This window comes from Streptomyces nanhaiensis, from assembly GCF_046614825.1.
Lineage (GTDB): Bacteria > Actinomycetota > Actinomycetes > Streptomycetales > Streptomycetaceae > Streptomyces > Streptomyces radiopugnans.
Window position 1 is genome coordinate 1 of record NZ_JBKJFM010000156.1, and the last position, 13,555, is coordinate 13,555.

General features: G+C 72.9%; 19 protein-coding genes. 13 read left to right on the forward strand and 6 right to left on the reverse strand.

The genetic code is table 11. The features are described from left to right. Positions 1-782 (forward strand): ABC transporter ATP-binding protein (locus tag ACLIYP_RS25210; RefSeq protein WP_412715409.1); only part of this gene is annotated, 782 nt, incomplete at its 5' end. Between the two features lie 189 nt (positions 783-971). On the opposite strand, the gene rpsR is transcribed toward ACLIYP_RS25210, so the two are convergent. From rpsR to rpmG, 4 genes are read right to left on the reverse strand one after another with little or no spacing between them, the layout of a single operon-like run. Next, positions 972-1,208, reverse strand: a complete 237-nt coding sequence (gene rpsR, locus ACLIYP_RS25215; protein ID WP_412715410.1) for a 30S ribosomal protein S18 — start codon at positions 1,206-1,208, stop codon at positions 972-974. 46 nt (positions 1,209-1,254) lie between these two features. Beyond that, positions 1,255-2,406, reverse strand: coding sequence for a CobW family GTP-binding protein (locus ACLIYP_RS25220; RefSeq protein ID WP_412715411.1), 1,152 nt, complete (start codon positions 2,404-2,406; stop codon positions 1,255-1,257). Then, entirely contained in the window at positions 2,406-2,660 is a 255-nt protein-coding gene (locus ACLIYP_RS25225) for a type B 50S ribosomal protein L31 (protein WP_412715412.1), read from the reverse strand. The genes ACLIYP_RS25220 and ACLIYP_RS25225 overlap by 1 nt, the downstream gene beginning before the upstream one ends. Positions 2,661-2,719: 59 nt before the next feature. Next, positions 2,720-2,884: a 50S ribosomal protein L33 gene (gene rpmG, locus ACLIYP_RS25230; RefSeq protein WP_412715413.1), complete on the reverse strand. Its 165-nt coding sequence runs from the start codon at positions 2,882-2,884 to the stop codon at positions 2,720-2,722. Positions 2,885-2,954: 70 nt separating this feature from the next. Here rpmG and rpmB point away from each other — a divergent pair, with 70 nt between their 5' ends. Both rpmB and rpsN read left to right on the forward strand, forming a co-directional pair. Then, a complete protein-coding gene (rpmB, locus tag ACLIYP_RS25235; RefSeq protein ID WP_093655886.1) occupies positions 2,955-3,191 on the forward strand; it encodes a 50S ribosomal protein L28 in 237 nt (78 codons plus the stop codon). After that, entirely contained in the window at positions 3,191-3,496 is a 306-nt protein-coding gene (gene rpsN / locus ACLIYP_RS25240) for a 30S ribosomal protein S14 (RefSeq protein ID WP_412715414.1), read from the forward strand. Before rpmB ends, rpsN begins: the two co-directional genes overlap by 1 nt. Positions 3,497-3,595: 99 nt before the next feature. Here rpsN and ACLIYP_RS25245 read toward each other — a convergent pair whose 3' ends face one another. Beyond that, the gene (locus ACLIYP_RS25245) at positions 3,596-4,003 is read right to left on the reverse strand and encodes a (2Fe-2S) ferredoxin domain-containing protein (protein ID WP_412715415.1); all 408 of its coding nucleotides are present in this window, start codon (positions 4,001-4,003) and stop codon (positions 3,596-3,598) included. Next, entirely contained in the window at positions 4,000-5,973 is a 1,974-nt protein-coding gene (locus tag ACLIYP_RS25250) for a heavy metal translocating P-type ATPase (RefSeq protein WP_412715416.1), read from the reverse strand. The genes ACLIYP_RS25245 and ACLIYP_RS25250 overlap by 4 nt, the downstream gene beginning before the upstream one ends. Positions 5,974-6,068: 95 nt before the next feature. Here ACLIYP_RS25250 and ACLIYP_RS25255 point away from each other — a divergent pair, with 95 nt between their 5' ends. The 10 genes from ACLIYP_RS25255 to ACLIYP_RS25300 all read left to right on the forward strand — a co-directional run. Beyond that, positions 6,069-6,458: an ArsR/SmtB family transcription factor gene (locus tag ACLIYP_RS25255; protein ID WP_412715417.1), complete on the forward strand. Its 390-nt coding sequence runs from the start codon at positions 6,069-6,071 to the stop codon at positions 6,456-6,458. Positions 6,459-6,906: 448 nt separating this feature from the next. Then, a complete protein-coding gene (locus ACLIYP_RS25260; RefSeq protein WP_412715418.1) occupies positions 6,907-8,130 on the forward strand; it encodes a trans-sulfuration enzyme family protein in 1,224 nt (407 codons plus the stop codon). Between the two features lie 64 nt (positions 8,131-8,194). Beyond that, positions 8,195-8,716 (forward strand): MaoC family dehydratase, encoded by a 522-nt coding sequence (locus ACLIYP_RS25265; protein ID WP_412715419.1) that lies wholly within the window; start codon positions 8,195-8,197, stop codon positions 8,714-8,716. A gap of 45 nt (positions 8,717-8,761) precedes the next feature. Continuing rightward, positions 8,762-9,601, forward strand: coding sequence for a class I SAM-dependent methyltransferase (locus ACLIYP_RS25270; RefSeq protein WP_412715420.1), 840 nt, complete (start codon positions 8,762-8,764; stop codon positions 9,599-9,601). Next, a complete protein-coding gene (locus ACLIYP_RS25275) occupies positions 9,598-10,662 on the forward strand; it encodes a class I SAM-dependent methyltransferase (RefSeq protein ID WP_412715421.1) in 1,065 nt (354 codons plus the stop codon). The genes ACLIYP_RS25270 and ACLIYP_RS25275 overlap by 4 nt, the downstream gene beginning before the upstream one ends. 59 nt (positions 10,663-10,721) lie before the next feature. Then, positions 10,722-11,612, forward strand: a complete 891-nt coding sequence (locus tag ACLIYP_RS25280) for a diiron oxygenase (RefSeq protein ID WP_412715422.1) — start codon at positions 10,722-10,724, stop codon at positions 11,610-11,612. A gap of 52 nt (positions 11,613-11,664) precedes the next feature. After that, positions 11,665-12,531 carry a class-II aminoacyl-tRNA synthetase family protein gene (locus ACLIYP_RS25285; RefSeq protein WP_412715423.1) on the forward strand — a complete coding sequence of 289 codons (867 nt, stop codon included), beginning with the start codon at positions 11,665-11,667 and terminating at the stop codon, positions 12,529-12,531. 49 nt (positions 12,532-12,580) lie between these two features. Further along, entirely contained in the window at positions 12,581-12,964 is a 384-nt protein-coding gene (locus tag ACLIYP_RS25290; RefSeq protein ID WP_412715424.1) for a holo-ACP synthase, read from the forward strand. Continuing rightward, positions 12,961-13,203: an acyl carrier protein gene (locus ACLIYP_RS25295; protein WP_093655866.1), complete on the forward strand. Its 243-nt coding sequence runs from the start codon at positions 12,961-12,963 to the stop codon at positions 13,201-13,203. The genes ACLIYP_RS25290 and ACLIYP_RS25295 overlap by 4 nt, the downstream gene beginning before the upstream one ends. 1 nt (position 13,204) lies before the next feature. After that, positions 13,205-13,555: S-adenosylmethionine synthetase N-terminal domain-containing protein (locus tag ACLIYP_RS25300; RefSeq protein WP_412715425.1), on the forward strand; the 351-nt coding region annotated here is incomplete at its 3' end.

Consider the following 13,555-nt stretch of genomic DNA (forward strand, 5'->3'; position numbering starts at 1 on the left):
CGGCGGTGGGGGCCCCCGCCCTCGCCCCGCCGCCCGCCGCGCCCCGCCCGCTGCCCCCCGGCCCGCTGGGCGTCCGGCTGCACCGGGTGAGGTTCGACTACGGGGGCGGACCGGTGCTGGACGGTGTCGAACTGACCGTCCGTCCCGGGCAGACCCTCGCGCTGGTCGGCGCATCGGGGGCCGGCAAGTCGACCTGCGCCCATCTGCTGGCCCGGTTCTGGGACCCGTCCGAGGGAGAGGTCCAGCTGATACCCGCCGACGGCGACCCCGTCGACATACGCGAGGTGGACGACGCCGAACTCCGCCGCGCCGTCGCGCTGGTGGGCCAGGAGACGCCCCTCTTCCACGGCACCCTCGCCGAGAACCTGCGGCTGGCCGCCCCCGAGGCGGACGACTGCCTCCTCGCCGAGACGGCCCGGCTGTGCGGCGTGGACCGGATCGCCCCGATGGACACACCGGTCGGCGAACGGGGCTCCACCCTGTCGGGCGGCCAGCGTGCCCGCATCGCCCTGGCCCGCGCGCTCCTGGTCCGGCCCAGGGTCCTGGTGCTCGACGAGTCCACCGCCCACCTGGACAACGCCGGCGACGCCCAGCTCGCCGCCGCGCTGGAGGAGGAGGGCCGCACCACGATCGTCATCGCGCACCGCCGCGCCACCATCCGCCGGGCCGACCGCATCGCCGTCCTCGAAGCCGGGCGCATCGCCGAGGAGGGCACCTGGGAGGAGCTCACCGCCCGCCCCGGCAGCGCCCTCAACCGCAGTCTCGCCGCCATCGAGCCCTGAGGGCTCCGGGAGTTCCGCGGTTCTCCGCGCCGCGCCGCCCCCGCCGTGACACGGCGGGGGCGGCGCGCCGTCCCCCGGGCCCCGGCACCGGTACGGGTGGTACCGGTACGGCGACGGGCCGGCACCCGGGGGAGCGGGTGCCGGCCCGTCGCCGGCGCAGGGCGGCGCCCTCCGTGCGGGAGGGGCCGGTCAGCGGCTGCTGTAGGGCAGCAGGGCCATCTCCCGGGCGTTCTTGATCGCGCGGGCGAGCTGCCGCTGCTGCTGGGAGGTGACGCGGGTGACGCGGCGGCTGCGGATCTTGCCCCGGTCCGAGATGAACTTCCGCAGCAGATCGGTGTCCTTGTAGTCGATGTAGGTGATCCCGGCGGCGTCCAGGGGGTTGGGGCGGGGCTTGGTGTTCTTGCGGGGGTCGGGGCGGCGTGGCATGGGCGGATGCTCCTCGGTTCTCGCGGGTCGGGGGTGCCGGACCGGCTCAGGCGGCGTCCAGCAGGGGGGCGAAGGCGGCCGGGAGGCGCCTCCACGCCTCCCGGCCCGCGGCGTACTCGGCGTCGGTGAGCAGGCAGGAGTCGAGCAGGCTCACCAGGCCCTCGCGGTCCAGGTCGGGGGAGGTGAAGACCAGGTGCTGGCAGCGGTCGCCGTGCTCGGGATGCCAGTCCAGCGCGGCGGCCGTCCGCCGGACGGGGTCCACCATCTCCCAGGCGGCGTCGGGCAGCGAGGCCAGCCAGGGCCCGGCGCTCTCGACGCAGAGCGCGCCGCCGGCGCAGTCCCAGGCCAGCAGGGTGTCGGGCCGGTCGGCCAGCCAGAAGCGGCCGCGGCTGCGGGCGGCGGCGCAGGCGAGGTCCTCCAGGGCCTCGTAGAGCCGTCCGGGGTGGAAGGGGCGGTGGCGGCGCCAGACCAGGGTGGCCACCCCGGCCTCGTCCGCCTCCTGCGGCAGCCGGGAGCAGGCCGGGTGCTGGGCGGTGGCGGCCATCGCCGTGTCGAAGCCGGCGAGCGCGGCCTCGGCCAGTTCCCCGGAGGCGGCTCGCACCCGGCGTGCGGCCGGGTGGAGCTGGGCCAGGAGCGCGTGGTCGCCCTCGTCGGCCTCGGGGCTGTCGACGAGGGCGAGCACGGGGGCGTACTCCAGCTGCCGCGCCCAGGTGTCGGCGACCGTGCGCTGGTCGGTGGCGGCCGCGGCGAGGCCGGCCTCGGCCAGGTCGTCGCCGTTGGCCAGGCAGGGCAGGACGAGGGCGGGATCGACGGCGGTGACGACGCCGACCAGTTCCAGGACGTCGGCCCCGTGGGCGTCGATGACCTCGGCCATGCCCTTCGGCTCGACGGAGTCCCACAGTTCGACGACCGCCGTCCTGGCCCGGCCGGCGGCGGCCAGCCGCTCCAGCTCCGGGATCAGGTCCTCGCGCAGCGCGCAGCAGGCGCAGTCGTTGACCAGGGGCGCCTCGCCGCGGGACAGCTCGCCCGAGGCGTCCCGCACGGTGCGCACCACCGTGCCGTCCGCGGCGCCGGACAGGTCGTGGTGGAGGGCCACGCCGCCCGGTACGGCGCGCAGCAGCCGCTCCACCACCTCGCGGCGGGCGTCGGCGTGCAGCCCGGCGACGATCACGACGGGCAGCCGGGGCTCCCGGGCCATCAGCGGGCCCCGCGCGAGCCGTAGCGGCGCTCGAAGCGCTCCACGCGCCCGGCGGTGTCCAGGACCCGCTGGGTGCCGGTGTAGAAGGGGTGGCTCGCCGAGGAGATCTCGACGTCGACCACCGGGTAGGTGTTGCCGTCCTCCCACTCGATCGTCTTGTCGCCGGTCATGGTGGAGCGGGTGAGGAAGGCGAAGCCGGCGCTCTTGTCGCGGAAGACGACGGGGCGGTACGGGGGGTGGATTCCGGGTTTCACGGTGGTGTCCTCAAGTCGTGCGGTCTGGATCGGGGCCGGGGCGGGGGTGGGGAGCGGGGTCAGCGTTCCTCGCGGAAGTCGACGTGGCGGCGGGCCAGGGGGTCGTACTTGCGCAGGACCATGCGGTCGGGGTCGTTGCGGCGGTTCTTGCGGGTGACGTAGGTGTAGCCGGTCCCCGCGGTGGAGCGGAGCTTGATGACCAGGCGGAGTTCACTGCGTGCCATGGCGCTAGTATATGACAATGGTTTCCATTATCGAAAAGGGAGCCGTCCGCACCGACAGGAAGGAACCCCCTTGTCCGCCCACTGCCAGCTGACCGGTGCCAAGCCGGGCTTCGGCAAGAACATCTCGCACTCCCACCGGCGCACCTCCCGCCGCTTCGACCCCAACATCCAGCGCAAGCGCTACTGGCTGCCCAGCGAGGGGCGCCACGTCCGCCTCACCCTCAGCACGAAGGGGATCAAGACCGTCGACGCCATCGGGATCGAGGCGGCCGTGGCGCGCATCCGGGCGCGGGGAGGAAAGGTCTGATGGCGAAGAAGAGCAAGATCGCCAAGAACGACAGGCGGAGGGAGATCGCCGAGCGGTACGCGGCCCGGCGCGCGGAGCTGAAGGAGATCATCCGCCGTCCCTCCTCCACCGAGGACGAACGCGCCGCCGCGCTGGCGGAGTTGCGGCGCCAGCCGCGTGACGCCAGCGCCACCCGGGTGCGCAACCGCGATGCCGTGGACGGCCGTCCGCGCGGTCATCTGCGGAAGTTCGGACTGTCCCGGGTGCGGATGCGGCAGCAGGCCCACGCCGGATTCCTGCCCGGGGTCACCAAGTCGTCGTGGTGAGAAACCTCTTCGGGGCGGAAACGGCCTGCCGCTTCCGCCCCGAAGAGGCCGGTGCGCGGGGAGACCCGCGCCGGCGGTGAGAGACCGCGGGGGAGGGTCTCACTCCTCCATCCGGCCGCGTATCCGGCGGGAGGGCGTGAAGGCGTAGAGGTCGAGGATGCCGGGCGGATCCGCGAGGCCGGGACCGCCGCGCTCGACCCATGCGGTGATGTCGGCGGTGGCGTCGAGGTCGTTGACCAGGCCGAGCCAGACCGGCCGGCCGCCCGCCGCGCGTCCGGCGGGGGAGGGCTGGACGACGATGACGTTCGCGTGCTCGCAGGCGTCCAGGCAGTCGGTGGCGCGGACGGCCGCGACACCGTCCAGGGCCCGGCGCAGACCGCGCAGTTGGGCGGCGTGGTCGAGGCCGGGGATCTTGGCGCTGCCGCAGCAGCAGCCGCGGCAGACGGTGACCGTGCACCGTGCCGCACCCGGCGGGGTGGAGCCGGTGGACCGGGAGCGCCTGCTCACTCGGCACCTCCCGCGGAGGTGCTCCGCCACGCGGTCTCGCGCAGCAGGCGCAGGCCGTTGAGGGCGACGATGACGGTGGAGCCCTCGTGCCCGGCGACCCCGAGGGGCAGCGGCAGGGTCCCGATCAGGTCCCAGGCCACGAGGACGGCGATGAACACGCCGGCGATGGCGAGGTTCTGGACCACCAGCCGGCGGGCTGTCCGCGACAGCCCCATGACGGCGGGGACGGTGGCGAGTTCGTCGCGGACCACGACGGCGTCGGCGGTCTCCAGCGCGAGGTCGGAGCCGGCCTCGCCCATCGCGACGCCGCAGTGCGCGGCCGCCAGTGCGGGGGCGTCGTTGACGCCGTCGCCGACGACCAGCACCCTCCGGCCCTGCCGCTCCCACGCCCGGACTGCCGCGGCCTTGTCCTGGGGCAGGAGCCCGGCGCGGACGTCGGTGATGCCGACCTCGGCGGCCAGACGCCTGGCGGCGCGCTCGTTGTCGCCGGTCAGCAGCACCGGTGGCCGCCCGGTCAGCTCGGTCAGGGCGGCGACGGCGGAGGCCGCGTCCGGCCGCAGCCGGTCGGTGACGCCCAGTACGCCGACCGGGACCTCGTCGCGGAGCACGACGACGGCGGTGTGCCCGGCTTCCTCCAACTCCCCCGCCACGGCACGGGCCTGCTCGGCGCCGTCGGGCAGGAGCCGGCCGGGGGAGCCGACCTGGACGGTACGGCCGCCGACGGTGGCGCTCACACCCCGGCCGGGGGCGGAGGCGAATCCGGACGCGGCGGCCGGGGTGAGGCCGCGCTCACGGGCGGCGCCGACGACGGCGCGGGCCAGCGGGTGCTCGCTGGGGTGCTCGGCCGCGGCCGCCAGGGCCAGCAGCCCGTCGCCGGTCAACCCGCTGCCGGGCAGCGGGCGCAGGTCGGTGAGGTGCGGGGTGCCCTCGGTGAGGGTGCCGGTCTTGTCGAGGGCGACCGTGTCGATCTGTCCGAGGCGCTCCATGACCACGGCGGACTTCGCGAGCACGCCGTGGCGGCCGGCGTTGGCGATGGCCGACAGCAGCGGCGGCATCGTGGAGAGCACCACCGCGCACGGCGAGGCCACGATCATGAACGTCATCGCACGCAGCAGCGCGGACCGCAGATCGTCGCCGAAGGCCAGCGGAACGGCGAAGACCGCCAGGGTCGCGATCACCATGCCGACGGAGTACCGCTGCTCGACCTTCTCGATGAACAACTGGGTGGGGGCCTTGGTCTCGGAGGCCTCCTCGACCATCCGCACGATCCGGGCGATCACCGTCTCCGACGGGTCCCGCGCCACCCGCACCGTGAGGGCGCCCGTGCCGTTCACCGTGCCGGCGAACACCTCGTCCCCGGGCTGCTTGGCGGCCGGCAGCGGTTCGCCGGTGATGGTGGCCTGGTCCACCTCGCTCTCGCCGGTGACGACCGTGCCGTCGGCGCCGACCCGCTCGCCGGGGCGGACCAGGACGGTGTCCCCGACCGCCAGTTCCGCGGCCGGGACGTCCTCCTCGCCCCCGCCGGGCAGCAGCCTGGTCGCGGTGGCCGGGGCTAGGTCGAGCAGGCCCCGCACCGAGTCCGCGGTGCGGGCGGTCGCGACCGCCTCCAGGGCGCCGGAGGTGGCGAAGATGACGATCAGCAGCGCCCCGTCGAGGACCTGCCCGACGGCGGCGGCGCCGAGCGCGGCGACCACCATCAGCAGATCCACGTCCAGGGTCCTGTCCCCGAGTGCTTTGCACCCCTCCCAGCCCGGTTCCCAGCCGCCGGTGACGTAGACGGCGGCGAACAGCGGGCCCCACAGCCAGGCGGGGGCTCCCAGCAGGTACGGGGGGAGTGCGGCCAGGAAGAGCACCAGGGCGGCGAGCGCCCAGCGGGCCTCGGGCAGGGACAGGAGCCGGGTGCGCCCGCGCGGTGCGGCGGAGGTGGTGCGTTCCCCCGGCGGGGCCGGGGTGGTCAGTGTGGAGGTCATGGGCAGCGGCCTTCGGGAGACGTGGAGTCCGGGCCCCACACCATACAGGAATGGTTGAACAGCTTTTCATGTATTGGCTTCCGTAGGATGAGGGCATGGGTCACGGAGCGAAACCCCCCGAGAGCGGCAGCGCGGTTCCGCGCACCCGGCTGACCGCGCAGAACGCGCCCAAGGTCGCCGAGACCCTCCAGGCCCTGGCCACCCCCTCCCGGCTGCTGATCCTGGCCCGGCTGCGCGAAGGCCCCTGCGCGGCCACCGAACTGGCCGCCGCCGTCGGCATGGAGCAGTCCGCCTGCTCCCACCAGTTGCGCGTCCTGCGCACCCTCGGCCTGGTCACCGGCACCCGCCGGGGGCGCAGCGTGGTCTACGCCCTGCACGACGACCATGTCGCCGAACTCCTCGACCAGGCCCTCTACCACGTCGAGCATCTGCGCCTGGGGCTGGCCGACGCCCGGGTCGAGGTGGCCGAGCCCGCCTCCTCCTGAACGGCCGCGCCTTCCGGCGAGACCGCCGCGCCCCGGCTCTCGCGTCCTGCCGTGCCCGCGCGCCGCGGCCGACGGCGGCGTGAGCGCCCCCCGCCCTCGTCCGTCACTTGCCCGCGGTGCGGGAGTAAGCGGTTCTTCACACACCCCCCTGGGGTGAGCTAGCGTGCCCACATACCCCTTGGGGGTATGTGGGCACGGGTGTGTTCCGCCGGAATCCGGGGCGGCTGCGCGGGATGCCCGGACGCGCGGCGCCGGCCGTGCCGCGGAGGGCGAACCGGTTGGGTGTCCCGCCCCGCAGGCGTCGCGGGACGCGGTCCGCCGCCGCGCCGGAAAGCGCGTCACGCGTCAACCCCTCCCCGAACCGCCTCCGGCCGGACCGGATTCCGGCGGCCCGTCCCCGCGCGTCCACCACGGCTCTCCCATTTCTGTGACGGAAGGAACGAGTGACATGAAAGAGCAGCGGGAACAGAGGGAACTGCGGAGCGGCGGGCCGCGTCTGCGGACGCGGGCGGTGCACGCCGCGGCCGCCGCGACCGCCGCGGCGCAGGGGGGCGGAAGGCCGCTGAGCGCGCCGATCGTCCGCTCCTCGGCGTTCGCGTTCGACTCCGTGGACGAACTCGCAGCCGCCATGGCGGAACCGGGCGGCGACTTCGTCTACAGCAGGCGCGGCAACCCCACCGTCCAGGTGCTGGAGCACGTGCTCACCGACCTCGAGGGCGGCGCGGCCGCGATCGCCACCGCTTCCGGGATGGGCGCGATCAGCGGCACGCTGCTCGCGCTGCTGCGCCCCGGGGACCATGTGCTGGCGCAGAGCTGCCTGTACGGGGGCACGCACGCGGTGCTCTCCGACCTCGCCCGGAGGTTCGGCGTCGTCGTGGAGCGGATCCGGACCGAGGACGCGGCGGACTTCGAGGCGCGCGTCCGTCCCGCCACCAGGCTCCTGTTCCTGGAGACCATCGCCAATCCGACCGGCCAGATCCCCGACCTGCCCGGTCTGCTGGCCGCGGCCGGGAACCGCGGGGTCGTCACGGTGGTCGACAACTCCCTCGCCTCCCCCGTGCTGTGCCGGCCCATCGAGCACGGCGCGGACATCGTGGTCCACTCCACCACCAAGTACCTCGGCGGTCATTCCGACGTGGTCGGCGGCGCGGCCGTCTTCGCCGACCCCGCGCTCCACGAGGCCGTGTGGACCAGGGCGGTCGAACTGGGCTCCACCGCCGACCCGTTCGCGGCCTGGCTGACGCTGAGGGGCATACAGACCCTGCCGCTGCGGATGAGCCGGCACTGCGCCAACGCCTCGGTGCTGGCGGAGCGGCTGGAGGCGCATCCTGCCGTGGCGCGGGTCCAGTGGCCCGGTCTGCCCGGGCATCCGTCCCACGAGCGGGCCCGCGCGCTGCTGTCCGGTTTCGGGGGGATGCTCTCCTTCGAGTTGCGGGGAGGGCGGGAGGCGGGCCGCCGCTTCGTCGAGGGGCTGCGGATCGCGCGGCTGGCCCTGTCGCTGGGGGGCGTGGAGACGCTGGTGACCCATCCGGCCGGCACCTCGCACCGGGAGCTGGACGACCGGGCGCTGCGGGAGGCGGGAATCGCGCCGGGCGCGGTGCGGATGTCCGTGGGCATCGAGGACGCGGACGACCTCTGGGACGACATCGAGCAGGCGCTGAAGGTCTCCTGACGCCCGTTCTTTTGGGTTGACAAAATAAAAGACCCGTTCGTATTTTGGTTCAGCCCAAGGAGTGATGGACCGAGGACGAGGGGACGGCATGCGCTACTTCGAGGACTTCCGTGCCGGCGACGTGCACGAGTTGGGCCAGGTCACCGTGACCGAGAAGGAGGTGATGGAGTTCGGCGCCCGCTTCGATCCGCAGCCGTTCCACACCGACCCGCAGCGTGCCGCGCAGTCGCCGTTCGGAGGGCTGGTCGCCAGCGGCTTCCACACCGCGGCGCTGTTCATGAGGCGCTACGTGGACGGGCTGCTGGCCTACAGCGAGTGCGTGGGATCGCCGGGTATCGACGAGATGCGCTTCCACCGGCCCGTGCGGCCCGGCGACCGGCTCACCGCACAGGTCGAGATCCTCGGCTCCCGCCCCTCACTGGGCAACCCCGCCACCGGCATCGTCCAGCCCAGGTGCCGGCTGGTGGCCGAAGACGGGACGGTCGTGTTCAGCATGATCCTGCACAGCATCTTCAAGCGCCGCTCCGCCGCCCACCCCGTGTCGATGCCCGAGGCGATGGACCCGGCGGCCTGCCTGCACGGCTGAAGCCGGACACGACCGTCCACACCACCAGACGAAGGGAGACCTCCCGTGGAGGCCGTATCCCGCACAGCCCAGTGGACCGCCGCAGCCCGGGCCCTGGAGTCCGAACGCGAGGACCGGCTGTTCGAAGACCCCTACGCCCGCACCGTGGCCGCGGACACCGGATTCGACCTGCTCGAGCGGTACGCGGGCGCCGGCACCGTGCCTTTCCTGGCCATCCGCACCGCGTACATGGACCAGGCGATCGTGCGCACCGTCGCCGAACGCGGCATACGCCAGGTGGTGTTCCTCGCCGCCGGCATGGACACCCGCTTCTACCGCCTGCCCTGGCCGGACGGCGTCACCGTCTACGAACTCGACCGCCCCGCACTGCTGGAGGCCAAGGCGCGGATGCTCGCCGGCGAACCGGCTCCCGCCGGCCGCACCCGCCGCGCCGTCGCGGTCGACCTCACCGCCCAGTGGACCGGGGCGCTGAAGGAGGCCGGATGGCGCTCGGAGGAACCGGTCCTGTGGGTCGTCGAGGGCCTGCTGTTCTTCCTCACCGAGGAGTCCGTGAGGACCCTGCTGGCCACCCTGTCCGACTCCAGCGCCGCCGGCTCCGTCCTGGTCGGCGACCTGATCAGCCGGGCCGCGCTGGACAACCCCCTGTCCCGCCCCTTCCTGTCCGCCCTCGACGAGGACGGCAACCCCTGGCTGTTCGGCACCGACGAGCCCGAGCGGCTGCTGGAGGACAGCGGATGGTCGCCCCGCGAGGTCAAGCAGCCGGGCGAGGAGGGCGCCGACTTCGGGCGCTGGCCCTACTCCGTGCCGCCGCGCCAGGTCCCCGGCGTCCCCCGCTCCTTCCTGTTCACCTGCGACCTGCGAACCACCGAGGAGGCCACCTCATGAACGCCACGACCGCCGGCGCCGCGACCGACGAGTTCCACCGCAGGGTGATCGTGGACGCGGCCGCCGCCGTCCGCGGACTGACCGTGTCCCTGGGCGAACGCCTGGGCCTGTACCGGGCGCTCGCCGAACACGGCCCGCTCACCCCCGAGGAGCTCGCCAAGCACACCGGCATCACCCCCCGCTACGCGGAGGAGTGGCTCCACGCGCAGCTCAGCGCCGACTACGTCGAGAGGCACCCGAGCTCCAACCAGTACACCCTGCCCGCGGCGCACGCCCCCGTCCTCGCCGACGGCTCCGCGGTCACCTTCACGGCCGGCTTCTTCACCGCCCTCAAGGCCCTGTACGCCACCGAGGACCAGCTCGTCGACGCCTACCGCACCGGCGAGGGCGTGGGCTGGGCCGAGCACGACCCCGCCCTGGACACCGGCATGGGCAGCCTCTTCCAGCCCTCCTACCAGCACCGCCTCGTCCCCGAGTGGCTGCCGGCCCTGGACGGGGTGACGGAGAAGCTGGCGAACGGCGGCCGCGTCGCGGACGTGGGCTGCGGCATCGGCCACACGACGCGACTGATCGCCGAGGCCTTCCCCAACGCCACCGTGTACGGATTCGACTACTCCGAAGAGGCGATCTCCATCGCCCGCCAGCTCGCCGACGACGCCGGACTGGGCGACCGGGTGGTCTTCGAGACGGCCTCCGCCGACGACTACCCCGGCCGCGACTACGACCTGGTGACGTTCTTCAACTGCCTGCACGACATGGGCGACCCCGAGGCGGCCGCCGCCCATGTGCGCAGCACCCTCGCCGCGGACGGCACCTGGATGCTCGTGGAGACCAACGCCTCCGCCGACGACGTCACCGGCGACACCCCGGCCGCCCGCATGTTCATGAGCCTGTCCGCCGTGATGTGCCTGCCGGTCGCCGTCGCCCAGCGCGGTCCGTACGCCCTGGGCAACCACGCCGGGGAGAAGGCGTTCCGCAGGATCGCGGAGGCCGGCGGGTTCACCCGGTGGCGCCGCGCCACCGAGACCCCGGTCAACGCCGTCTACGAGGCCAGGCCCTGAGGCGCCGGGCCCGCCCTCGCCTGTGACCGACGACCCACCGGAAGACCACTGGAGGGACCATGCCCACCGCGGCCCTGCCGATCACCGACCGCTTCCAGGAAGTCCTGGACAGACTGAGCACGAAGTCCATCGAGGACTACTACAACCCCTATCAGGAGTTCACCTGGCCCGACCGGCTGGACGAGGACCGGATGTGGATGAGCCCCGAACTGCTCACCCCGTACGGCACCCCGCTGTTCGACGAACTCGGCGAGGAGACCCTGCGCCGGCTCTCGAAGTGGGAGAGCGTCAACTTCTACAGCCTCAACGTGCACGGCATCCGCGAGCTGCTGATCGAGGTCGTGCGCCGCATCCACATGCCCGGCTTCGAGGTCCCCTCGGACTTCTTCCACCACTTCATCGGCGAGGAGAACGAGCACATGTGGTTCTTCGCCGAGTTCTGCCGCCGCTACGGGAACAAGATCTACCCCTCCACCGCGATGCGCGCCGACTCCGACTGGGAGCCGGAGGTGGAGAACTTCCTGGTCTTCGCGCGGATCCTGTTCTTCGAGGAGCTCGTCGACCACTACAACACCCGCATGGCGCAGGACGAGACGCTCTGCGACACGATCCGGCAGGTCAACCGCATCCACCACCAGGACGAGTCGCGGCACATCGCCTTCGGCCGCGAGCTCGTCTCCCTGCTGCACACCCGGATGCGCGAGACCGTCGGCCCGGAGCGGCTCGCCGAGGTCGAGGCCTACCTCAAGCGCTACGTCGTGTTCAGTCTCAACTCCCTCTACAACCCGCACGTCTACCGCGACGCGGGCATCCCCGACCCGCTGGCCCTGCGCAACGCGCTCCTCGAGGACGACCGGCGGCGCGAGATCGAGCGCAGGTCGATCCGCAAGCCGCTCGCCTTCTTCCTCAAGACCGGGATCTTCAGCGACGACGTCCTCCCGGCCGTCTGAGCCCCGGCCCCTTCCGAGTCCGTTCGCGTTCCGACCTCTCTGAGAGGCCCGCATGTCCATCCCCGCAGAGACCCGGACACCACCGGGTCCGATCGACGACCGTGCCGGCCTTCCGGCCCTCGGTCCACAAGGCACCGCCCTGCTGCGGCTGCTCGACGAGACCTTCGAGAGCTGGGGCGTCAGTGCCGGAGCACGTGTGATGACCCTGCCGCCCCTGCTGCCCACCGCGGACCTGGCCCGGCTGGACTACTACGACAACTTCCCCCACCAGGCGGTCGTCGTCGCCCCGCTGGACCTGGAGCGCAGGGAGTCCGCCCCCTTCTGCTGCGAGACCGGCTGCTTTCCCTGCGACGCCCTCCAGCCGGCCGCGCTGGGACTGCCCTCGGCCTCCTGCTACGGCGTCTACCTCCACCACCAGGGGCAGGCGGTGCCCTCCGACACCCTGGTGACGGTGGTCGGCTGGTGCTTCCGCAAGGAGGACCGGTACGAGCACCTGCGCCGCCAACTCGGCTTCCGGATGCGGGAGATCGTGGCCCTGGGCAGCAAGGAGCACGCCCAGCGCCATCTGGAGACCTTCGGCGAGAGGATCACCGCGTTCGCCGAGGCACTCGACCTTCCCCTGCGCAAGGAAGCGGCCTGCGACCCCTTCTACGACAAGGGCGGCTCCAAGGCACTCATGCAGCGCCTGGCGCCCGTCAAGCACGAGTTCCTCTTCGGGGACCTCGCCATCTCCTCGGTCAACACCCATCGCAACTTCTTCGGGGACCGCTGTTCCATCACGCTCGCCGACACCGGCGGGCCCGTCTTCACCAGTTGTGTGGCCTTCGGCCTGGAGCGGTGGCTGTCGGCCCTCACCCAGCGCCACGGCGGCTGGGAGGCCGCCACCGAAGCGGTCGCGCGGGCCAGGTCGGTGCTCTGACGTGCCGGCCCACCCCGCCCCCAGTGGCCCGGGCTGGGCGAACCTCGGCATGGACATCGTGTCCGTCAAGCGTGTCCGACGCCTCCTCGACGACTACGGCGAGGGGTTCTTCGAGCGAATGCTCACCCCCGGCGAAATAGCGGACTGCCGCACCTCCACCGGGCTGGACGTGCTCAGCCTCTGCGGACGCATCGCGGCCAAGGAAGCGGCCTTCAAGACCCTGCGGGTGCGCGACCGCTTCCTGCCCTGGCTGGACATCGTGGTGCGGCGCTCCGACGGCGGCTGGCCCCTGGTGCACCTGTGCGGCGGAGCCCGCCACATGGCCGCCGCCTCCGGGATCACGGAGATCACGGTGAGCATCAGCCACGACGTCGACTACGCGGTCGCTGTGGCCGCGCCCATCATCACAGAACCCAAAGGAGAGACCCCATGACCGACGGACTCGACCAGGTGAAGGCGTGGATCGTCAAGCGCCACCCGGACCGTGACGACATCGCCCCCGACCTGGACCTCATCGAGAACCGGCTCATCGACTCCCTGTCCTTCGTCGAGTTCGTCTTCCTGCTGGAGCAGGTGAGCGGGCGGTCCATCGACATGGACACCCTGGAGGTCGACTCGATCCGCACCCTCGAGGCCATCGACCGGACCTTCTTCAAGGCGCGGGTGAGCTGAGATGGCCTCTCGACTGTTCACCTCGGAGTCCGTGACCGAGGGCCACCCCGACAAGATCGCCGACCGGATCAGCGACACCGTCCTCGACGCCATCCTCGCCCAGGACCCCGGGGCGAGGGTGGCGGTGGAGACGCTGATCACCACCGGCCAGGTGCACGTGGCCGGCGAGGTCACCACCACCGCCTACGCCGACATCCCCACCCTGGTGCGCAACGCCGTACTGGACATCGGCTACGACTCCTCCAAGAAGGGCTTCGACGGCGCCTCGTGCGGGGTGTCGGTCTCCATCGGGGCGCAGTCCCCCGACATCGCCCAGGGCGTGGATGCCGCCTACGAGACCCGGGTGGAGGGC

Coding starts and splice junctions, on each gene's coding strand:
- rpsR (WP_412715410.1), bottom strand. CDS start 1,208: ATGCCACGCCGCCCCGACCCCCGCAAGAACACCAAGCCCCGCCCCAAC.
- ACLIYP_RS25220 (WP_412715411.1), bottom strand. CDS start 2,406: ATGGCCCGGGAGCCCCGGCTGCCCGTCGTGATCGTCGCCGGGCTGCAC.
- rpmG (WP_412715413.1), bottom strand. CDS start 2,884: ATGGCACGCAGTGAACTCCGCCTGGTCATCAAGCTCCGCTCCACCGCG.
- rpsN (WP_412715414.1), top strand. CDS start 3,191: ATGGCGAAGAAGAGCAAGATCGCCAAGAACGACAGGCGGAGGGAGATC.
- ACLIYP_RS25250 (WP_412715416.1), bottom strand. CDS start 5,973: ATGACCTCCACACTGACCACCCCGGCCCCGCCGGGGGAACGCACCACC.
- ACLIYP_RS25255 (WP_412715417.1), top strand. CDS start 6,069: ATGGGTCACGGAGCGAAACCCCCCGAGAGCGGCAGCGCGGTTCCGCGC.
- ACLIYP_RS25260 (WP_412715418.1), top strand. CDS start 6,907: ATGAAAGAGCAGCGGGAACAGAGGGAACTGCGGAGCGGCGGGCCGCGT.
- ACLIYP_RS25265 (WP_412715419.1), top strand. CDS start 8,195: ATGGACCGAGGACGAGGGGACGGCATGCGCTACTTCGAGGACTTCCGT.
- ACLIYP_RS25275 (WP_412715421.1), top strand. CDS start 9,598: ATGAACGCCACGACCGCCGGCGCCGCGACCGACGAGTTCCACCGCAGG.
- ACLIYP_RS25280 (WP_412715422.1), top strand. CDS start 10,722: ATGCCCACCGCGGCCCTGCCGATCACCGACCGCTTCCAGGAAGTCCTG.
- ACLIYP_RS25285 (WP_412715423.1), top strand. CDS start 11,665: ATGTCCATCCCCGCAGAGACCCGGACACCACCGGGTCCGATCGACGAC.
- ACLIYP_RS25290 (WP_412715424.1), top strand. CDS start 12,581: ATGGACATCGTGTCCGTCAAGCGTGTCCGACGCCTCCTCGACGACTAC.
- ACLIYP_RS25295 (WP_093655866.1), top strand. CDS start 12,961: ATGACCGACGGACTCGACCAGGTGAAGGCGTGGATCGTCAAGCGCCAC.